Source organism: Myroides odoratimimus (assembly GCF_038039805.1).
Lineage (GTDB): Bacteria > Bacteroidota > Bacteroidia > Flavobacteriales > Flavobacteriaceae > Flavobacterium > Flavobacterium odoratimimum_B.
In genome coordinates this window covers 53,259-72,972 of sequence record NZ_JBBPHK010000002.1, presented here as the reverse complement: position 1 = coordinate 72,972, position 19,714 = coordinate 53,259, and the positions used below count along the sequence as shown (strand labels likewise).

At 33.8% G+C, this 19,714-nt stretch carries 21 protein-coding genes; 4 read left to right on the top strand and 17 right to left on the bottom strand.

Annotated features, from left to right (window positions below; all coding sequences use genetic code 11):
- Window positions 1-310 precede the first annotated feature (310 nt).
- The 7 genes from AABL85_RS02205 to AABL85_RS02175 all read right to left on the bottom strand — a co-directional run bounded on the left by AABL85_RS02205 (window position 311) and on the right by AABL85_RS02175 (window position 9,227).
- Window positions 311-943, bottom strand: coding sequence for a LexA family transcriptional regulator (locus AABL85_RS02205; RefSeq protein ID WP_341309001.1), 633 nt, complete (start codon window positions 941-943; stop codon window positions 311-313).
- A gap of 940 nt (window positions 944-1,883) precedes the next feature.
- A complete protein-coding gene (locus AABL85_RS02200; RefSeq protein ID WP_341309000.1) occupies window positions 1,884-2,459 on the bottom strand; it encodes an AraC family transcriptional regulator in 576 nt (191 codons plus the stop codon).
- Window positions 2,460-2,597: 138 nt separating this feature from the next.
- Window positions 2,598-3,068, bottom strand: a complete 471-nt coding sequence (locus AABL85_RS02195; protein WP_341308999.1) for a hypothetical protein — start codon at window positions 3,066-3,068, stop codon at window positions 2,598-2,600.
- A 14-nt stretch (window positions 3,069-3,082) separates the two neighbouring features.
- Window positions 3,083-4,174 carry an efflux RND transporter periplasmic adaptor subunit gene (locus AABL85_RS02190; protein WP_341308998.1) on the bottom strand — a complete coding sequence of 364 codons (1,092 nt, stop codon included), beginning with the start codon at window positions 4,172-4,174 and terminating at the stop codon, window positions 3,083-3,085.
- Between the two features lie 5 nt (window positions 4,175-4,179).
- On the bottom strand, window positions 4,180-7,338 hold the full coding sequence (locus AABL85_RS02185; protein WP_341308997.1) for an efflux RND transporter permease subunit: 3,159 nt from the start codon (window positions 7,336-7,338) through the stop codon (window positions 4,180-4,182).
- Window positions 7,339-7,344: 6 nt separating this feature from the next.
- Complete coding sequence (locus tag AABL85_RS02180; RefSeq protein ID WP_341308996.1) at window positions 7,345-8,736, bottom strand: TolC family protein; 1,392 nt, start codon at window positions 8,734-8,736, stop codon at window positions 7,345-7,347.
- Between the two features lie 77 nt (window positions 8,737-8,813).
- On the bottom strand, window positions 8,814-9,227 hold the full coding sequence (locus AABL85_RS02175; protein WP_341308995.1) for an HYC_CC_PP family protein: 414 nt from the start codon (window positions 9,225-9,227) through the stop codon (window positions 8,814-8,816).
- Window positions 9,228-9,502: 275 nt separating this feature from the next.
- On the opposite strand from AABL85_RS02175, the gene AABL85_RS02170 reads away from it, so the two are divergent.
- Complete coding sequence (locus AABL85_RS02170) at window positions 9,503-10,000, top strand: GNAT family N-acetyltransferase (RefSeq protein WP_341308994.1); 498 nt, start codon at window positions 9,503-9,505, stop codon at window positions 9,998-10,000.
- 66 nt (window positions 10,001-10,066) lie between these two features.
- On the opposite strand, the gene AABL85_RS02165 is transcribed toward AABL85_RS02170, so the two are convergent.
- Together AABL85_RS02165 and AABL85_RS02160 are read right to left on the bottom strand one after the other, a co-directional pair.
- Window positions 10,067-10,579, bottom strand: coding sequence for a hypothetical protein (locus tag AABL85_RS02165; RefSeq protein ID WP_341308993.1), 513 nt, complete (start codon window positions 10,577-10,579; stop codon window positions 10,067-10,069).
- Window positions 10,580-10,690: 111 nt separating this feature from the next.
- A complete protein-coding gene (locus AABL85_RS02160) occupies window positions 10,691-11,056 on the bottom strand; it encodes a helix-turn-helix domain-containing protein (RefSeq protein WP_341308992.1) in 366 nt (121 codons plus the stop codon).
- A 162-nt stretch (window positions 11,057-11,218) separates the two neighbouring features.
- Here AABL85_RS02160 and AABL85_RS02155 point away from each other — a divergent pair, with 162 nt between their 5' ends.
- Window positions 11,219-11,584, top strand: coding sequence for a DoxX family protein (locus tag AABL85_RS02155; protein ID WP_341308991.1), 366 nt, complete (start codon window positions 11,219-11,221; stop codon window positions 11,582-11,584).
- Window positions 11,585-12,199: 615 nt separating this feature from the next.
- Here the strand turns inward: AABL85_RS02155 and AABL85_RS02150 are convergent.
- The 7 genes from AABL85_RS02150 to AABL85_RS02120 form a co-directional block, all read right to left on the bottom strand.
- A complete protein-coding gene (locus AABL85_RS02150) occupies window positions 12,200-13,036 on the bottom strand; it encodes a methylated-DNA--[protein]-cysteine S-methyltransferase (protein WP_341308990.1) in 837 nt (278 codons plus the stop codon).
- A gap of 110 nt (window positions 13,037-13,146) precedes the next feature.
- Window positions 13,147-14,103, bottom strand: a complete 957-nt coding sequence (locus AABL85_RS02145; RefSeq protein ID WP_341308989.1) for a helix-turn-helix transcriptional regulator — start codon at window positions 14,101-14,103, stop codon at window positions 13,147-13,149.
- Window positions 14,104-14,118: 15 nt separating this feature from the next.
- Window positions 14,119-14,619, bottom strand: a complete 501-nt coding sequence (locus tag AABL85_RS02140) for a DUF2938 domain-containing protein (protein ID WP_341308988.1) — start codon at window positions 14,617-14,619, stop codon at window positions 14,119-14,121.
- A gap of 18 nt (window positions 14,620-14,637) precedes the next feature.
- Complete coding sequence (locus AABL85_RS02135) at window positions 14,638-14,943, bottom strand: thioredoxin family protein (protein ID WP_341308987.1); 306 nt, start codon at window positions 14,941-14,943, stop codon at window positions 14,638-14,640.
- A gap of 208 nt (window positions 14,944-15,151) precedes the next feature.
- Entirely contained in the window at window positions 15,152-15,730 is a 579-nt protein-coding gene (locus tag AABL85_RS02130) for an NAD(P)H-dependent oxidoreductase (RefSeq protein WP_341308986.1), read from the bottom strand.
- Window positions 15,730-16,755 carry a saccharopine dehydrogenase NADP-binding domain-containing protein gene (locus AABL85_RS02125; protein WP_341308985.1) on the bottom strand — a complete coding sequence of 342 codons (1,026 nt, stop codon included), beginning with the start codon at window positions 16,753-16,755 and terminating at the stop codon, window positions 15,730-15,732. The genes AABL85_RS02130 and AABL85_RS02125 overlap by 1 nt, the downstream gene beginning before the upstream one ends.
- 61 nt (window positions 16,756-16,816) lie before the next feature.
- Window positions 16,817-17,401 carry a Crp/Fnr family transcriptional regulator gene (locus tag AABL85_RS02120; RefSeq protein WP_341308984.1) on the bottom strand — a complete coding sequence of 195 codons (585 nt, stop codon included), beginning with the start codon at window positions 17,399-17,401 and terminating at the stop codon, window positions 16,817-16,819.
- A 94-nt stretch (window positions 17,402-17,495) separates the two neighbouring features.
- Here AABL85_RS02120 and AABL85_RS02115 point away from each other — a divergent pair, with 94 nt between their 5' ends.
- Window positions 17,496-18,077 carry a thioredoxin family protein gene (locus AABL85_RS02115; protein WP_341308983.1) on the top strand — a complete coding sequence of 194 codons (582 nt, stop codon included), beginning with the start codon at window positions 17,496-17,498 and terminating at the stop codon, window positions 18,075-18,077.
- Between the two features lie 30 nt (window positions 18,078-18,107).
- On the opposite strand, the gene AABL85_RS02110 is transcribed toward AABL85_RS02115, so the two are convergent.
- Window positions 18,108-18,680 carry a hypothetical protein gene (locus tag AABL85_RS02110; RefSeq protein ID WP_341308982.1) on the bottom strand — a complete coding sequence of 191 codons (573 nt, stop codon included), beginning with the start codon at window positions 18,678-18,680 and terminating at the stop codon, window positions 18,108-18,110.
- A gap of 214 nt (window positions 18,681-18,894) precedes the next feature.
- Here AABL85_RS02110 and AABL85_RS02105 point away from each other — a divergent pair, with 214 nt between their 5' ends.
- The gene (locus AABL85_RS02105; protein WP_341308981.1) at window positions 18,895-19,704 is read left to right on the top strand and encodes a hypothetical protein; all 810 of its coding nucleotides are present in this window, start codon (window positions 18,895-18,897) and stop codon (window positions 19,702-19,704) included.
- Window positions 19,705-19,714: the final 10 nt, after the last annotated feature.

The window sequence follows — 19,714 nt, the reverse complement described above, 5'->3', positions numbered from 1 at the left end:
TTCCCTCAAATTTAGGACATTCTAAATAAATAAACAGTTATTCCCTAATAAAATTCGGTTAAATCCAATTTATACGCTCCATTCTCAACATAATCCGAACACCTACTTTCCCTTTTGCTAATTATCCAAATACACCTCCTTCTCCCCACTTCAGAGCATAAAAATAACATCTTATTCATTACTTAAAATACTCAATATTAAACCATTGCTTATTTACACTAGAATAAATACTAAATAATACGGCTATAAAAACAATAAAAAACGGGTTATCACAAATGCAATAACCCGTTTTTATAACCAAATATAAAAATTATGAAAGATTCTTAATATTTCCAAGAAATGCCCCTCGTACACAAAACACTTCTCTAATATCCTGAGGTTTCACTACTATGTTTTCATATGTTTCATTATCACATATAAATGCTAGCTCGCCATTTTCAGTATATCTTTTAAATCGATAACACAGTACACCTTTTCCTTCTATAACAACCACATAAATACCCCATGGTTTAATTTCTTCTAAATCTATTTTCTTAGTTAGGACATAAGACGATACCTTTACGGTAGGATACATATTATCTGCTGAAATCTGAAATGCTGTATCCACTTCTTCTTCTGTAGGAAAAACAAAACTAGGCGAAGTAGCCCATGTTCTTTCTGGGTTTAAGAAATACTCAAAATGATGGTCTACAGATATCATTTTGACTTTTCTTTTTTGTAAATCTGTATTAAAAACTTTATGTGTATTTGAAAAGAATAACTCATTCAAATCAATTTTGTGCTCTTTACACAAATTTATGATTTTTTCATATTGCAAAGTCTCTCTCGACTTCCATGATGATACTGTATTAGGCTTTACTTCTAAAATATTTGCTAATTCTAAATCAGTTTTTATACCTAACAACTGTTTCAACTTTTTAATTACGCTTTCACTACTTTTCATACTTATCACAATTTATTATTTCACTTTACTTACTACTACTTTATTCGCATATATCGACAATAAACAATTATCTTGCCAATATTTAATAACAGAGAAAAAATGTTTAAAAAAAGAGTAAAAACCAATGAATAATAAAAATAACATACTAAAAAACACTGTGTTACAAAAACAAATAAAATATTAAGAAATTCTCCGTAAATGTAAATATTCAAATATTTACTATTCTAAGTATTGAAAATCTGGTGATCTAAACCTATCTATTAAATCACAGAAAAAGAATAAATAACGTGTTCATTAAATGAATATTTAGCTGTTACTATTTTCTATAAAATAATTTATCCATTTTATTAAATCAATTATATTAATAAACTACTTCATTGATATAAAAGGAAAAACTGCACATTGTTATTACATTATCAATGTTATGTTACATATATAAATCCTATTTCCTACTTAAGTAGAATGGTTTTTTTATTTATTTAAACAACTCTACACAAACATATAATATTCAATAATACACCAAACACACATATTATTATTCACTAAAATAAACAAATAAAAGAATTATAATTATTTTTATATCAATATTTAACTATTTTTCAATACATCAAAACAAAAAACACTTCTAGCATAAAACACATATAAACAACTTACACTTCCGATTTCATCACATATAGTGATTATCATAATATTACATTTTTCATTCACAAGACACCATCACATTTAGTGATTAAATCACATATTGCTAATATCTTACTCTTTTTTCAGCATGGAAAAACAAACACATGGTAATATTTTAGTCTTAAACAGTCAAATAGGAAATAAAGACACTTAAATCACAACAAAACATCGCAAAAAAAGAGGAGCATCTCGCGACGTCCTCTTTTACAAGTACAAATAAAAAAAATACTATGCACTCTCACCTGCATAGCGCATCAAACTAAGTAATTATCTTATCAATATAATTCCTATTAAATTTCTGTTCTTTTTTATATTGAGATGGAGACACTCCCACCACACTTTTAAACTGTTTACTCAAATGACTCAAATCATTATAATACATCTTACTAGCTATTTCTAATAGTGTCATTTCACCATACGAAATATATTCCTTCACTCGTTCAATACGTTGATGGATATAAAACTTCTCTATTGTAACTGATTCTCGCTCTGAAAACAACTTACTTGCATAACTATAGTCTATTGCTAAATTATCCGATATCAAATAAGATAGATTGGTAGATAATCGACTATCCGTCTGTACGAGGTCTATAATTAATTGTTTAATACTCTCTATCAGTATATCTTGTTTTTCTACTATTAATTCAAAACCAAGTATATTCAACCTCTCTTTAAACACCTTAAAAGTCTGTTCACTTAAATTATACAAAAGCGACACCTTTCCCAATTCAACTTTAGTCTCTAATACACCAATTTTTTTTAATTCTTGTTCTATCATTAAAACACAACGGTGACAAACCATATTCTTAATATGTAAAACTACCGAATACTCCATATCTCATTTTTTTATCCTAATAAACAATAGACTAATCATATCTCGTTTTTAACTTTCACGATATAGTATAATAACGCAATACAATCTTTGTTTTTAAAAAGGAGTACTGACTAGATCAGTACTCCTGATTTCTCTTTATTAACTCTGCTTGTGTTCTGCAACGAATTTTTGATAATTCCCTTCATTCTCAAAATAAGCTACCTCACCATTATTCCCTACTATCACGATATATGCTTCTGCTTTATCTACTGATTTTAAAGAATATGGATCTATAGCTGCGCGCACAGTTGCATCTTGAGGAATTCTTGTTTTACACATTTCACAACATCCGTAATACATTTTTCCTTCGTACTCTACTTCTAACTGTTTATTCCCCATATAAGCATCATTTACCATACATACTAGATCACTAGGTACAGCATCTCCTCTTTTATACTGTCCTCTAGCAGCCACTGGCTCACTTTCTTTATGCATAGAATGCATATCATGATTAGCATGATTTTCATGTGTTGGAGCTACCTCTACTGGCTCTTTTTTTGTTTCTCCACAAGCGATAGTAAGCAAACTAACTCCTACTACTGCTAAACTTCTAATTGCAAATGTTCTCATAATCATCATTTTTATTACATTAATTTTTGTTCATTCATTATTTCTTCTGTTGCCATTTTTAAAATCTTCATACCTGGTCTTAGCTCTCCAAAAACCTCAACCATCATGGGCATAACACGTCCTTTAGCTACCTTAATATGATACGCTGTACCATTTCTCACTTCAATCACATACAACCCAAGATTACTCTCAACTAAAGCTGATTTAGGTACAAAGAATGTTGGTTCTGTACTTTTTAAACTTATAGTAGCATCCGCTATCATATTAGGTTTTAACAGCTGTTCTTTATTATTAATATCTGCTTGAATCTGCTCTGAACGCAGTTTTAAATCTAAACTTCCCGCCTTACGTGTTATTACTCCTGTAAATTCCTTTTGAGGTAACGTACGCACTCTAAACTTCACTGTATCTCTCTCTTTTACATAAGGCGTATTTGCCTCTGAGATAGATAGGTTTAGACGCAGTATAGAAGTGTCCTCTACGATTAGTAAAGGCATTTTACTCATAGGGCCTACATAAGCTCCCTTGTCTACTTGTCTATCTGTAATCACACCATCAAATGGCGCTCTAATCACTAGGTATTGATCTATATTCTTCATTTCTTCATACGAAGACTTTGAAGAAGCTAGTTGTGCTTTATCTGCTAACATCTTAGCCGTCACTTGCTCTAAATAATCAGGTGCGATAGCTCCCTCTGTCTCATTTGCTTTTATTGTGCGATCATACGTAGCCTTGGTAGAAATGTATATGGCCTCCTGTGCTTTCCACTTAGCTTGCGCACTGGATACTTGCGCCTGAATCTCAGGCGCATCTAATACCATTAATACTTGGCCTTTCTTTACGTGGTCACCTATATCCACACGCAAATCAGTTACATAACTATTTACTTTAGCAAATAATTCAGTACGTTGGTCTGCTCTTAATTCACCAGGCAATTGAAGTGGAACGATAGGATTGGTTGGTTCTATGCCAATAGTCTCCATCTTATTCATTCCCATATTCATTCCCCCTTTTTCTTCTTTATTTTCAACTACTTCAGTAGTCTTCTTATCTGCACAAGCCGTTAATACTACAAGGCTAACTAATGCTATATATATTCTTTTCATCTGTCTTATTTGTTTTCAATAGGTAAATAGTGAATGCTTTCTTCATCTTCTGGATCTAACGATGGAGAGTCTCTTGTTACTTTATTCATAACCCAAGCAAAAACCATAGGTAGAATAATCAGTACAGATACTGTAGAAGCCATCAACCCTCCTATAACTGCTCTTCCTAATGGAGCTACTTGCTCACTTCCTTCTCCATGTCCGATAGCCATTGGCAACATACCTGCTATCATCGCTATAGTTGTCATCGCAATCGGTCTAATACGCAACCTTGCCGCTTCTAAGGCCGCAGCCGTTGATGTCCAGCCAGTCTTGCGCAAAGTCTCTGCATTATTAATCAATAACACTGCATTGGCAATAGACACACCTACAGACATAATGATTCCCATATAAGACTGTAAGTTGATGGTAGAACCGGTTGCTTTCAACAATAACAGTGAACCTAACATTACGAATGGTACAGTAGTCAAGATGACAAATGATACTTTAAACGATTGGAAGTTGGCTGTTAACATTAAGAATATAACAACAATCGCAATCAATAAACCATTGGCTAAACTTTGCATTGTATCATCTAATACAGGAGCCATTCCTTTTAACTCTACGTTTACTCCTTTTGGCAATTCTCCTAATTCTGCGATAGCAGCTTGTACATCTTCTTTCGCTCTATTCAAATCTGTTTTATGTACATTGGCAATTACTGTTACATATCCCATAGTTCCTTCATTATAACTCTCTGCCAGTGCTTTCCCTTCTGTAATAGTAGCTACATCACTAAGCACAGGTCTATCTGCATTTTTACTCAGCGGTATATTCTCTAATTCCTCTTTGCTGTTTAACTGATTCTGTGGCATCTGTACCTGAACATCATAAGCGATTCCCATCATACCACCTACCCACATATTTCGATTCGTATAACGAGAAGAAGCTGTTGTCGCTACTAAAGACTTCGCTATATCCATAGCATCTAATCCTAACTGAGCTGCTCTCACACGATCGATATTAATCTCATACGATGGATAGTTCATAGAGATAGGCATTTTTACATCGCGCATATACTCTAACTCATTCAGCTTAGTCAACAACTTATTTGCTGTCATCATATTCATCTTACGCATCATTCCTGATACGCGTATCTCAATAGGAGTATTAGTTCCTTGACTTAAGATTTTCTCTGTTAATTCAATCGGTTCAAAAGTCAACTTCAACTCTGGCAATTTCTCTTTTATACGCTCGCGTATTTGATCTTTTAGCTCATCTGTATTTCCACTGAAATCATTAAATGCTATTTGCATTGATGCTTCATGAGGCCCCGCATTGTATAGATAAATAGGACTTACTGCAAACGATGAAGGGTGTTGTCCCACAAAGGCTGATGATATCGCTATCTTCTCTTTGCCAAATAAATCTTCTAATTCGCTTAATACCTTCTTCACCTTCATTTCTGTATGCTCTATACGTGTCCCTTCAGGAGCTGTAATACGCATTTGTACCTGACTTGAATTGACTGTAGGCAATACGTCCTTTCCTATGTTTTGGTACATCACTGCTACAGCTAAGATGGCCGCTAGAATAGAACCTATAACGATTATCTTCTTCATAGGCATCACTTTCTCAATCCCTGCCACTACTCTATTCTTAAACTTGTCAAAGCCTTTTGCTTCTTCTGGTATAGCGTGTTTTTCTGGATTGTACTTCATCAGCCAGTTCGCCATAATAGGCACGAATGTCTGAGAAAGTAAGAATGAAACCGTCATCGCAAAACCAATGGCCATCGCTAGAGGCATAAATAGTGCTCCAGGAATACCTGTCATCATAAAGGCTGGTGCAAATACAGCCAAAATGCTAAACAAGATTAATAACTTAGGGAAAGCTATCTCCTTACACGCATCCCATATTGCCTGTACCTTATTCTTACCGAGGGCAAAGTGCTGGTGTATATTCTCTATCGTCACCGTACTCTCATCCACCAGAATACCTATCGCTAAAGCTAATCCTGATAAAGTCATGATATTAATCGTCTGTCCGAACATCTTTAAGAATAATACAGCTGAAATAATAGCAATCGGAATAGTCATAATTACGATTAATGCACCGCGTGGGTCTTTTAAGAACAGCATAACCATTAACCCTGTCAATAGCGCTCCTAAAACTCCTTCTACGATTAAACTCTTAACCGCATTAATCACATTCACAGATTGGTCAAACTCGTAAGAGATTTTTACATCATCTGGTAAGTTATTCTGAATCATTGGTAATGATTCCTTTAATTTCTCCACCACGTCATACGTAGAAGCTTTACCCGATTTAGCAATATTGATGTATACAGATCGTTTACCGTCTACTAAAGCGTATCCTGTTGTAATATCAGCACCATCTTTTACAGTAGCCACATCGCGTAAGTACACATTATCTACCTGTCCCTTAAACAAAGGAATATCTCCAAACTCTTCTACCGTTTTTAACGTATTATTAGTCGGTGTCAGATAGTTCTTATCACCTACATACACGTTACCAGAAGGCATCGTTACGTTCTGTCTACTAATTGCTTCTACCACTTGCTCTGGGCTCATATGATGCGTACGCAATTTATTAGGATCTATATTGATCTCTATCGTACGTGGTGACCCTCCAAATGGTGGAGCTGTAGTCAATCCAGGAATCTTAATCAAGAATGGACGAGCAGCAAAGTTCGCAATATCCTGTAGTTCATTATTTGTCTTCGTTTCTGAACGAAATACTAACTGCCCAACAGGTTGAGAAGAAGCATCAAAACGAATAATAAATGGTGGTGGTGCTCCTGGTGGCAAGAAGATTACCGAACGGTTAGACAGTGCAGAGATAGACGCAATAGCCTCTCCCATATCTGTCCCTTCGTAAAACTCTATTTTCATCAGGGTTAACCCTTGTGTATTTTTAGTGTCGATACTTTTAATACCATTGGCAAAAAGCATCATATTTACATACATCTTCGTGAAGTAACCTTCCATTTGTTGTGGAGTATACCCATTAAACGAATGGGCAATATAAACCACTGGTAAGTTCATCTCTGGAAGAATATCTACTGGAATCTCTTTAGATGATTTTACTCCAAAGAACAATAGTCCTATTACCAATACCATAATAGATATTGGCTTGCGCAAGGCAAATCGAATTAAATTCATACTATCTTATTTTAGGGGAATAGCGTTTAACAAATATTGAATATCACCAAAAGCAGAAGCCTGTAGCAATAGAGATTGCCACACATTGTTTTGAGCGATCTCATAGTCTATCTCCGCGCGTTGTAACGTATAAAGCGCTTGTGTAAAATCTACTAAGTTGCTCAACCCATTGTCATACAATGCCTTTTGTTGTTTAAAGGCCACCTCTGCTGCTGCTAACTGTATTTTACTTTGTGTCCACACAGCCTCTGCATTAGCATACTTGTCTTTTGTAAGCGCAATTTGATTTTCTAATTCCTTGTTCATCTGCGCTAATTCATAAGAATAGCTCTTTGTGATGTGCTCTTGTTGTTTTCGCTTATAAGTTGTTCTAAAATAGTTAGATATATTCCAAGTCAATTGAAGTCCTACTAAGTAGTTTCCTCTATCGATACCTACCCCTTTGCCATAAGCAGAAGAATAAGCACTATTATCCTGTACATAGTTATAGTCAAAACCAGAACCTCTACCTTGCAACACTCCGAAGGCATTCAATGTAGGCAAACTCCCTTTTGTCACTAAGCGCTCCATTGATTCACTTTGAGCTACTTTGCTCTCTTGCCATAACAATATTGGATGTTCTTCTTTTGTTTTAGAGGTCTCTTCTACAATTATCGGTTTGTCTAATACAAATACATCATCTAATACGTACGACTTCATTTGCTCATCTAACAGTACTGCTAACTGTTTATTAAACTCTACTTCCTTGTCATACGCTTTGATATGTAGCGCTTCTGCATGAGCTACTTCAGCCATTGCTAAACGCTCATCTACCTGAGGCAATAATCCACTCTTAGCTTTAGCAGCTGTAACTTCATGGAATACTCTTGCGCGTTCTAAATTCTTTTGTTGCACATACTTAATACGCTGAGATGCCAAAAGATTAAAGTATGTTGCTCCTACCTTTATTTGTTGTTGGAAAATCTCTTGTTCTAAGTCTTTAAGATTTACTTCTTGTTGCTTTTGAGCCATAGTTACCCCCTCCTTTGTTTTACCAAAAGAAAAGATATTCCAATTGACATTAGCAAAGTACAGTGAACCAAATGCCGCATTCCAATTCTGATCTGCTAAAGGCATTGAGGTAGCTGCCGAACCAAGTCCTCCATACGCGTATAGAGGCCCGTTCTGCGCATTAATGGTTCCATAACTCTGCTGGGCACCGAAAGTTAAATCTGGGAAATAGTTCCCTTTTTGATTGGTTGTATTTTCTTCAGAAGCACGAAGTCTTGCTTCTTTGACCTTAATAAGGTCGTATCGTTCTATAGCCTGTTTTAATGCAGCATCTAACTTAAGCTCTTGGCTATAAGACATAGATACTGATCCCAATAGGACAAACAGCGCTATCCTATTAATTTTCATGTGAAATGTTGTGATTAATTATACAATATGAGACGTGTATCCTATAGTTGGACACATTAATTCATTATTGTATTTAATCAAATTCTATAGACACAGTTCTTGATATACAATGGTACTTCTTTGACCTTGTATAAATAGTACGTATATGTAGTGAAGTTATCCTGTACAGTAGTCGCATACTCATATACAGCACCAAAGTAACGGTGGAGAATAGCATCTGTAAAGAAGTTTATTTTGAAGATTTTAAAAACATTGTTCTGAACTTCAGATTTCACCTTTACTACCTCTACTTTTTCTTCGCAGCAGTATTTTTTAGGTTCTTTTACTGTCTTTCCTGTTCTTGCACAGAAACCACAGTTATAATCATCAGTCTGAGAATTAGACATACTCGTCTGCTGCACTAATCCTTGACAGATGTGCTTATATGTACTGAAGCCTGAAGCCAAGCCTGTGTACAAAAATGCAAATAATATGACGAATAGTTTTTTCATAATCTCTATGCCAAAAGTAATACTCTCATCTCATGGAGTTGTTATATTATTTTGGTTAGTTGTTGTATAATTATTGGATTTTATACTTTTCCAAAACATTCTTAAACTATGATGAATACTAAGATTTCTCTTTTTAAGAAACATTTTACATATAGTCCCATAGAACCTTCTTAATATACCCTCAACAGGACTACTAAACTATTTTAAAACTGGTCTATAATATCCTTCCATATTTAGGAGACATTTGCCTCGAAATTTTAAACCAATAAGTATTTATGACTACAACGAACACTGGGGTAACAAGACAACAAGTAACTCTAAAAAACACAACTGCAACTTTAGTAAAAGCAACTTTAGAACACCTAGAAGATGCGTCAATGCTATTCGATATGTATCGAGTATTCTATAGACAAGAATCAAATTATGAAAAAGGAAAACAATTCTTACTTGACCGTCTGTCTAATGACCAGTCACATATATTCTTAGCGTATGTAGATGGGCAAGCAGTAGGGTTCGTACAGCTATACGAACTGTATCATTACATCAAATTAGAAAAACAGTGGTTATTAAGTGACTTATTCGTACACCCTGACTACAGAGGTATCGGTTTATCTGTAGCTATTATCGACCGTTCTAAACAATGGTGTGAAGAAACCAATGCATGTGGACTAATGCTAGAAACAGAAAAAACAAATGACATAGGGAATACACTGTATCCTAGATGCGGGTTCGTACACGATGGAGGGCACAACTACTACCATTGGTGGAAATAATGATCATATAATACTTAGCTTATAAACTGAATAGGGAGATGCAAAATGACATCTCCCTATTTTATATTACATATATCCATTGTTTCTAAACAATTCCTTTGCCTTCTCATAAAACTCCTCTTTACCAGTTCCTTGATTAGCTAATAAAAACCTTCTCACTTTTCTGTTGCCCTTACTATCTTTAAAACGGATATCAAAACCTATAGCAGAGGGATAAGACCTCTTGACCAAATTAACTTCTATAACATCCTGCTTATCTATGACATTAACAGTAGTCATATCTCGACCACTATAAATAACATACAACAAATAAAGCGTAATAATACTTGGAATCAGCGCATAATAAAAGCCCACGTAATAATAAGTCAGTAAACTAAGTATAAACATAATAATTACTACAAACTGCATCCATGAAAAAAAGCCATTCTCCTTGCCTAAAATAGTAGTCTGATGAGAATTTATTTTTCCATCTATAGTAAACACAATCTTAGGTTTTGGTTCTAAGATGAGATGACAGTATTCTGCTTTACCTTTAATAACAGCCTGTCTTATAATCGATTTACCCTCTTGTGATGTCATATTCTATCTTTATAAGTATTGATACATTGATTTATCTATCTGTACTATCACTTATTAAATTTACGCTCTTTTTAGATACAAAATACAAGGAGTATAAAATAAATATTCAGCTTATTTATGATCATTAAAGACCGTTTGGCGGTACTTCTGTCCCCAAATCATAATTTCCTCGATCACTCTTTCTAGTGTTTTTCCATACTCTGTAAGTTCATATTCTACAGAAACAGGCTTTGTATTTAACACTGTCCTTTTTATTAAATGATTTGCTTCTAGATCCTGTAATTCTTTTGACAACATTTTTGTACCTATTCCCTCTACTTCTCGCATTAGATCCATAAACCTCATCTTGCCACCATGTAATAATGTACCGATAATGTATACCTTCCATTTACCAGATAATAAGCTCATCGTATCTTTTATAGCCACTATTCTCACTTGACATTGTTCTGTATTATTCAATACTGGTTTTTTCTTCATCTGCTCTATTTTTAATTCACCCTAAAATTACTTTATTCTACAATAGTGTGCAAAAGGAAACCACTTCCCTATAGGAAACTAATGGAGAAAACTACCTTAAAGTAAATTATGTTTGTACCCTCATAAAAACCTATACTTAAACAGGTTACAAAACACTTACAAATGAAGAATTCTAAAATTACATTTTGGGTATCTACAAGTCTATTCTCATTATTTATGTTATTTAGTGCTTATAACTACATAGCAACAGAAGAGATGAAAGAAGCTTTTATTTACCTCGGCTTTCCTGATTACTTTAGAATAGAACTAGCCATAGCTAAAGTTTTAGGAGCTATAGTGATCTTGCTCCCATTCTTATCTTCTACGATAAGAGGTTTTGCTTATGCAGGATTTACCATTAATATTATATCTGCTGCTATAGCACATTTAGCAAAAAGTGACCCTATTAGTTCTTTGGGTTTTATACTATTGACAGGAATATTATTATTCCTTTCATATTGGAGCTCACGAACTCTAAATCAACGTTAATCAAAACGGACTCTAATGCATTGAGGCGAACTTATACAGTTTCGCCTCAATGCATTCATAAACATATCTCCTAGGGGCTAAATACTTATTCTTCTTCTCTACCTCTATCCCATATATTAATTTTAAACTTCAAACCTCATTAGAAAAGAACACTAGATCAATAAAAGGACTATCCTTGGACAAAAGCACGCTATACCCAAGTATTGTCCTACTATACTCCTATAATTGTCCAAGGATTCACTATGAAGCCCCTTATTTACTGGGATTACAAGCAATCTAGAGCAACTGCACTTATCATCAAAACACAAACAAACAGCTATATATCAATACATTACATTATTTATCAATTAAAAAAAATGTATATAAAAATTCACTTAACAGAGCTCAATAGCTAAAAAAGAAGACTAATAGCTAAAAAAAGATACCAAAAAGAGGTTCATTTTGATTTTTTTAAAGAAAAATAAGGGACAATATCAAAAAACAATCTAGTTTTTAGAGTTTATTTTTCAAAAACCAAATCGCTCTATCAGTTTTAATATGGAATTATCACAAAACAAAAAGAGCATCCTCTATGGATACTCTTCTATTCTATATATCTTTTACTGTTAATGCAATTTATTCATGTGTTTTACTTAATTCCCAACCTACGATTAACTGTTTCTTCTCTGCTCCCCACATATATCCTCCTAATAAACCTGTCTGCTGTATCACGCGGTGACAAGGTATTAATACTGCTACAGGATTCCGTCCAATAGCGGTACCTACCGCTCTACTCGCTCCAGCATTATTTAATCTGTCTGCTAGACCACCATAAGTTGTTAATTGTCCTTCTGGAATTTGCAGTAAAGCTTCCCATACCTTAAGCTGAAAAGGAGTTCCTTTAAGGTGTAATTTGACTTGTGTCAGATCTCCTTCTCTGTTTAATATATCAATCACCGTCTGGTGTATAACCTTCCTTTCTTCTACCAATACAGCATTAGAAAAATCTGCATGAATACGTTCTAATCCATCACTATGCTCAGAAGTAAAAGCAATATGACAAATGCCTTTAGATGTAGAAGCAACTACCACCTGTCCAAATAAGGTATCCCAATAACTGTATGCAATCTCTAAAAACGCACCTTTATTAGCATACTCATTAGGAGTCATACCTTCTATAGAGACAAACATATCATGTAAACGACTGCTGCTGCTCAACCCTACCTCATCTGCAACATCAAACAAGGTCTGTTCTAATCGCTCTTTGATAACATACTTTGCATAGTTTAAGGTTATATATCTCAAAAACTGTTTAGGACTACTTCCTACCCATTCTGTAAATAATCTTTGAAAATGATATTCGCTTAGGCCAACTGCTGTTGCTATCTCTGATAAATTAGGTTGCGCGTAATGATTAGCTACGATATAGGCTATCGCTTGTCTTGCCTTTTCATATTGTTTACTTACTTCCATGACTAACTTCTTTAATACAAGTATACAAAGAAATAGATTCTGCTTTCTTCTCACAATCCATTTCTTGCTATTATATCGCTCTACTTTTATCTATAAGGATTACGTCTCGCTTAATGCTGTTTGTGTTGCTTTCTATATTGAAGAGGAGTTAAATCGGTTTTCTTTTTAAAGAAACGACCAAAATAAGATTCTTCTGTAAAATTCAAATCTATAGCTATCTGAGCAACTGTATCATTCGTCTGTATCAGTCTTGATTTTGCTTCTTCTATCAAATACTTATGAATAAAATAACTAGCGGGCTGATTGGTAATTTCTTTCACTATATCATTAAGGTAATGAGGATGTACATGTAATAACTCTGCATATTGATTTACTTGCTTTAATTCAATAGCATTCTGGGTCACCAATAGTTGATACTTTGCTACTAACTGCTCCTTTCTAGATAATACAAAAGGAGTTGATGTTGTCTGTTGATTATATATGCGTTCTGCCTCTATTAAGATAATATTCAAAAACATACGCACTAATAGATCATCATTAAAAGTTTCTTTTTGACACTGTTCTTGATTTAACTTCCAAAACAGATGACTCATCATCTCTACCTCACGTTCTGTAAGCTCAACATAAGGAGCCTTGTCCAATTGAAAAAAAGGAAAGCTATTCAACTTGATTTGATGTTTGATACAAAGTAAAAAATAATCAGAATCAAATAGACACATAAACCCCTCTAGATCATTAGTCCATTCTTTTATTTGGTGTAATTGGTTATCCGATACAAAGTACATAGTCTGCTCACCTAATCTGTATTCTTTATGCCCTATGACTTCAGTAACTGCCCCTTGAGTGACTAGCACCATACTGTAAAATCGCTTACGTGTGCGACTGCCTAAAAACAAATCATTGTGCTGTCTCAAATCAGCCAAAGACAAGACCTCCATATAGCCTGCTCCTTCTTTATAGCGCAGTTTATTACACTCACCACAATTGACTCCTTCAGATACCAAAAAATGATTCTTAAAGTCTTCTATTGATTCTATTTCCTTGATATCTTTATTATTTTGACTCATTTATATCCTTACTTTTTATCTAATAATTAGAGATAATACCCATCCTGCTACATATAACCCTATTCCGTAAACAGTGTGCGCTTGAAGACTGCGCAGCCTTACTATATTAGGTTTAGGTGTTTTGGAAGCTGCTATTCCAAACCCAAAGGCTGGTTGCATCATAAAGAATGGAAACACTGTCGTAGCCACTCCTATCACTAGTGCAGGTAAAAATGTAGGTGCTAAAAGCCACTCTACACCACAAATCAACAATAATACAAAGGCAAAACTTATACCAATGAAGTAATGTGCTATCCACCCTAATGCTCTCTCGTTCTTCACTGGCGTAGCCTGCATAATATTAGGGTGGCTAAAGACTCCTTTCTTAAAAGATCCTATCCATCTCCCCACCATCGCATAGTCTAATGATGAAACATTAAACAGTTTCTTAATAGCTACTGCATAAAGATCCATATATATAGTAGCTCCTACGCCTAATAATAAAGCATACTCAATTAATAATACAACGTTATTCATTATTTCAATTCTTTAAAATTATGCTTTATCTACTTGCCACACGTGTTTCATAATCTCTTGTGGAGCAACAACACCTGTATGACGCCAATAGATATCTCCCTGCTTGTTTAATAAAATCATCGTGGGTACAGAGCGAACAAAGAACTCTTCTTTTAAATCTTTACATTGATCTATATTTGCTCTTATCAAATCTACTTTAGCTTCTATATCTTCCTCTATATGATCTATTATACCTGATAGTGTTCTACATGGAGCACACCAATCAGCATAAAATTGAACTAAAACAGGACGTTTTAAGTTGTCGAAGTCTATAAACTCTTCCATTTTTGTTGTCTTTTTTAAAATTGAATAATAACGTTGATATTTATATAGAATAAAAAAACGCTATTATTTTGAGATTACAAAACTAATAGCGTTCTTATTCTTTATTCTTACCCTAATAGGAGATTTAATAGGACAAAGTACAGATTTATATATTTTCTTCCTTTTTAAGGTTCTTATACTATATTGTCTATAAAGGTCAGAACTTCTCTTACTTCAATTGTTTTCCTAGCCTTTTTACTTTAGCCACCCACTTCATTCTCTGTTCTTCTGTAGAGTTTCTGACAATTCCTATGTAAGTCACCTTTACAGGAGATACACCACAGAACTGTAGTGTTGATTTCTTTAGCTGATTGACACTAGGTCTTCCATACATCAAGCGATAATACCAACCTGGCTGATCTAACGTGGTGATAATATGTGCTGTTTTGCCTCTTAGTAATTTGTCCCATAACATACTATTCTCTCTGTACTGATACATAATACCTGGTAAAAATATTCTATCAATAAATCCTTTTAATAAAGCTGGAAGCCCACCCCACCATACAGGATGTATCCATACTAAATGATTAGCCCATTTAATATTGTCTATCGCCATTACCAAATCTGGTTCTAGCTCCATGCGTTTCTGATAGCCATATTGCAAATTCGCATTAAAGTTCATATTTGCTACTGTGATTTCTCTCACCTCTACTCCATTCTCCTTAGCCCCTTGAATGTAAGCCTCTACGAGACCATAATTTAAAGAATCTTTATTGGGATGCCCATTGATAACCGTTATTCTCTTCATTATATCTCTTTTACTGTTATAGATTCATATTGTTGTAAACCTGTGAAAAGTGCTTTTTCTTCGTGAAGTTGATGTGCGAAATACTGTCCAGGTAAAGCTTCATTATTAACTAATGCCTCTGTATGTAATACTGCTGATAAAGCTGTTAATTCTGCCTGCCCCTTCTCACTCTTTAATAGGATCCTTCTCACTTGTTGGGTACCTTTAATAATAATTTCGAATACTGAGATATCACCTGCTCCACTACCCCCAAATGTCTTTTTCCTTGCCTTTAAAGACATTCTTTTAAATACTCCAAACTGTTGCATCCAGCCTAGTACACGAGTGACAAACTTAGAATTATAAGTCATCTTAACGCAGACAGTAGGTACCTTTTCTACTTGATTCAAGATATATAAATCAGGAGTGTCAAAGTTGTAAACTTGTCTATTTCTCAACCCAAAAGAGAAACAATAAGATTCGCTATCTAAAAAGTGTAGAACCTCCTTAGGTTGATTCTTTTGATAATTAATAAAAGGAGTTGCAACATGCTCAGCCATAAAATGTGCTGAACTTTCTCCTGCTTTATCTTTTATAGAGTAGTACACCATCAGCTGTACACTCTCTATTTTTTCTGTTGCAGGCACAGAAGATTTTACTAAACCAGGAACAATCCCTCCCATCCAACCTGAGCCAAATACAATACGGCTATTATATTTAGTATATTCTCTAGTAATTTTTAATGCTTTATTTAAAGCTGGTGTTGGCTTAGTAATATCCAAATAATCTATTCCATGTTCTATTGCAAAGCGCAGTACATAATCCTTTGGATCATTAACAGATAAAATAATCAAGCTAATACTTCGAGGTAGAATAGCTTCTAATGAAGACGGGGTATTGACATCTATCAGTATTTCTTTCTGTGACTCTTTAGGGGTTCTAGTCCCTATGATTATATTGTATTGAGGGTTTCTATCTTTTAAGATACGCGCTATAGTACTCCCTACTAATCCCTTACCTCCTATGATTAAAATATTGTTCTGCATAATTGATTTGATTTGCAGACAAAACTAATACCCTATAAAGGTTCAAATACTGGACAAATGTCTAAAAAACAATTTCCTTTCTAATACGACTCAAATGTCTTTGGGTAATTCCTAAATAAGAAGCTAAATACTGTAACGGAATATACTGAACAAAACTAGGATGATGAATCAATAGGTTCTTATAACGTTCAGAGGCAGTCTCTCGCTGAAACTGTATCACTCTATTCTCCAATTCTAAATACTGTTGCTCTGCAATAATCTTTAAGAAAGTAGTCCACTCAGGTAACCTATTTGCTAATGCATCTAAGTCTTTTTTCTGAATAGACCAGACTACTGTATTAACAATAGCCTGAATACTTTCTATACTCTTACCTCCAGTGATAAATGCAGAATAAGCCCCTATTAAATCATCTGGAAAACGAAAACAATACGTCAGTTCATCACCTCTTTCGTTTGTATAAAAAGAGCGAAAAACACCTGATTCAATAAAAGCTATTTCTTCACAATAGTCATTTTCTTTCACAAGGTAGTCATGCTTAGCAATATTCCGTTTTACGAATAAAGCGACAATAGTATTTATTTCTTCCTCTGAGAATAGATTAAAACGTTTAAAAAATGTATTGAGCATAACAGATACCATATTCATGGTAAATGTAATCTTATATGTACAATATCTTATTATTTTTTATTACATTTCGCCAAATTTTATTTTAAAACAACAATACATAAACCTAACAAATATGAAAAAATTAGTTTTATCATCTCTAGTACTAGCTACAGTACTAACATTAGTAAGCTGTAAACAAGAGGTTAAAACAGAACAAGTAGCAACAGAAACAACTACCTCTGATAATACACCGACTACTGCAATAGATACAACAGCTGCTAAACAGGCTATCGCTAAAGAAAAAGAAGAGTTGGCCAAACCATATAATGAAGAAGAAGATGGTGATGCTAAAATAACGGAACTAATCGCAAAGGCTAAAGCGGAGGGAAAAAACGTTTTTGTACAAGCTGGTGGTAACTGGTGTATCTGGTGTCTTCGTTTTAATGATTTTGTACAAAAAAATGAAGAAATAAAAACTATAGTTGATGCAAACTATGTTTATTACCACTTAAATTATACTGCTAAACATAAGAATGCTAAAGCATTTGAAAAATATGCTCCTGAAGGACAAAAGTTAGGCTATCCATTCTTCATCGTAATCAATGGAGAAGGAAAAACAACTAATGTAATCCCTTCTGGTGAATTAGAAGCAAATAAGAGTTATGACATAGCTAAAGTAAAGCAAATGTTTATAGACAACGCTCCTAAGAAATAAACTATAAGGCTGTCCTTTGGACAGCCTTTATTATTTAATTTGTATAGTTTTTAAATTCGCAGATATAGGTATAGCTTTTACCTCTTTATTTACATATAAAAATAACATGTCGCTAGTCTTCCCAATTAAAACTCCTTCTATGACATCTCCCCCTATATACTCTATTTTAGTAAATTCTTGTTGTAGTATTTCAGCATAAGTCTGCTTACCATAGTAGTGCGCAATCAGAACAAGATACCAAACAAAAATAACTAAAAATATTCCTCCTTTTATCTTTCTGTACCAAGAGTACTGTTCTAAATTAAAGATTGACTTACTATAGCTAGAAGGGAATTTTTCTTTCCAATAAGCATCACCTTTAAACAATACATAAGTAAACACCATAGTAACAATAGCAAAAACTATTATTCTAAAGTCTGCAAAAGGAGCTATCAAGAAATCAAATATCGAGGAGTAATCAAAAATATTAATACCAAAAGCACCATACTTCTGATCATTAAACAACATCCCTATTCCTATAGCCAACAAATAAGCAAAAGTCATTATCAGTTGTGCTGATTTCATTAATTTATTGACAAGTGTTTTCACTATATTTTCATCCATAAAAAAGAATAATACAAAACAAGTTCTATGTTTATATCAAATATATACTTTTTTGACCTAGAATAAACAAAAACTATTACCCCTTTTGTTTATATTAAAGTAATAGATAGAAAATATGGTAGTTAACTATAAAAGCTTACATTTGAATAAATAATTTCATTCTAAACAAAAGTTTTAGCTTATATTCCCTATTGTTTCACTACATTTTCTTTTCATGTCTATCGTCCGATATATTCTTATCTCTTTTCTAATGATCATTCTTTTGAATAGTTGTACAGACAAATTAAGTAATCAAAATAATACTGATTCTTCTATTCGCTGGAAAGCCAACTTCGCTATAAAAGGAATGAATATTCCTATTATTTTCACACTAGATAGTATTCCACTTAATATTCATGGTTATCGAACTATATTTACAGACGGCCCAATCAAAAATCAAAAAGAATACACTAAAATAATTGGTGATAGTTTTTTCAATCCTTTGGATTACCGCGGTCATGTACTTCTAAAAGGAATTATACAAAGTGATACAATCAAAGGAATATTTGAAGACAAGAAAGATAAAGATACTGCTGTTATTATCCCTTTTATAGCCTATAAGACAAATGAACCACGTTTTCCTATGCCTACCAGATATACAACTATTAATGTAACTGGTCAGTGGGAGTTTACCTTCTCAGAACAAGATTCTTTAATTAAATTTACAGAATACTCTAAAATAGAAACCTTTCATCTATTCCAAAATGAAGGTACTCTTATAGCACGTACGACAAGAAATGAAGGTTTTGATGGAGTAATGACTCAAGACGGTTTTATATGTTCATCTATATCTGAAGATAGACCTACGCTTCTTCAGACTACCTTAATTGATACAAATCACTTAAAAGGTACTATCCTTACCCCTAATGAATCATTCTCCTTCACTGCTAAGCGAAAAAGCAAACTCAAAAGCACTAAAGAAAATAGTACAACTCTATTCAAGATGCTCCGAAATCTATTCAAAGCTTATGAAGAATATCCCTAAATAAAAAAGC

Coding starts and splice junctions, on each gene's coding strand:
- AABL85_RS02205 (WP_341309001.1), bottom strand. CDS start 943: ATGAAAAGTAGTGAAAGCGTAATTAAAAAGTTGAAACAGTTGTTAGGT.
- AABL85_RS02200 (WP_341309000.1), bottom strand. CDS start 2,459: ATGGAGTATTCGGTAGTTTTACATATTAAGAATATGGTTTGTCACCGT.
- AABL85_RS02195 (WP_341308999.1), bottom strand. CDS start 3,068: ATGAGAACATTTGCAATTAGAAGTTTAGCAGTAGTAGGAGTTAGTTTG.
- AABL85_RS02190 (WP_341308998.1), bottom strand. CDS start 4,174: ATGAAAAGAATATATATAGCATTAGTTAGCCTTGTAGTATTAACGGCT.
- AABL85_RS02185 (WP_341308997.1), bottom strand. CDS start 7,338: ATGAATTTAATTCGATTTGCCTTGCGCAAGCCAATATCTATTATGGTA.
- AABL85_RS02180 (WP_341308996.1), bottom strand. CDS start 8,736: ATGAAAATTAATAGGATAGCGCTGTTTGTCCTATTGGGATCAGTATCT.
- AABL85_RS02175 (WP_341308995.1), bottom strand. CDS start 9,227: ATGAAAAAACTATTCGTCATATTATTTGCATTTTTGTACACAGGCTTG.
- AABL85_RS02170 (WP_341308994.1), top strand. CDS start 9,503: ATGACTACAACGAACACTGGGGTAACAAGACAACAAGTAACTCTAAAA.
- AABL85_RS02165 (WP_341308993.1), bottom strand. CDS start 10,579: ATGACATCACAAGAGGGTAAATCGATTATAAGACAGGCTGTTATTAAA.
- AABL85_RS02160 (WP_341308992.1), bottom strand. CDS start 11,056: ATGAAGAAAAAACCAGTATTGAATAATACAGAACAATGTCAAGTGAGA.
- AABL85_RS02155 (WP_341308991.1), top strand. CDS start 11,219: ATGAAGAATTCTAAAATTACATTTTGGGTATCTACAAGTCTATTCTCA.
- AABL85_RS02150 (WP_341308990.1), bottom strand. CDS start 13,036: ATGGAAGTAAGTAAACAATATGAAAAGGCAAGACAAGCGATAGCCTAT.
- AABL85_RS02145 (WP_341308989.1), bottom strand. CDS start 14,103: ATGAGTCAAAATAATAAAGATATCAAGGAAATAGAATCAATAGAAGAC.
- AABL85_RS02140 (WP_341308988.1), bottom strand. CDS start 14,619: ATGAATAACGTTGTATTATTAATTGAGTATGCTTTATTATTAGGCGTA.
- AABL85_RS02135 (WP_341308987.1), bottom strand. CDS start 14,943: ATGGAAGAGTTTATAGACTTCGACAACTTAAAACGTCCTGTTTTAGTT.
- AABL85_RS02130 (WP_341308986.1), bottom strand. CDS start 15,730: ATGAAGAGAATAACGGTTATCAATGGGCATCCCAATAAAGATTCTTTA.
- AABL85_RS02125 (WP_341308985.1), bottom strand. CDS start 16,755: ATGCAGAACAATATTTTAATCATAGGAGGTAAGGGATTAGTAGGGAGT.
- AABL85_RS02120 (WP_341308984.1), bottom strand. CDS start 17,401: ATGAATATGGTATCTGTTATGCTCAATACATTTTTTAAACGTTTTAAT.
- AABL85_RS02115 (WP_341308983.1), top strand. CDS start 17,496: ATGAAAAAATTAGTTTTATCATCTCTAGTACTAGCTACAGTACTAACA.
- AABL85_RS02110 (WP_341308982.1), bottom strand. CDS start 18,680: ATGGATGAAAATATAGTGAAAACACTTGTCAATAAATTAATGAAATCA.
- AABL85_RS02105 (WP_341308981.1), top strand. CDS start 18,895: ATGTCTATCGTCCGATATATTCTTATCTCTTTTCTAATGATCATTCTT.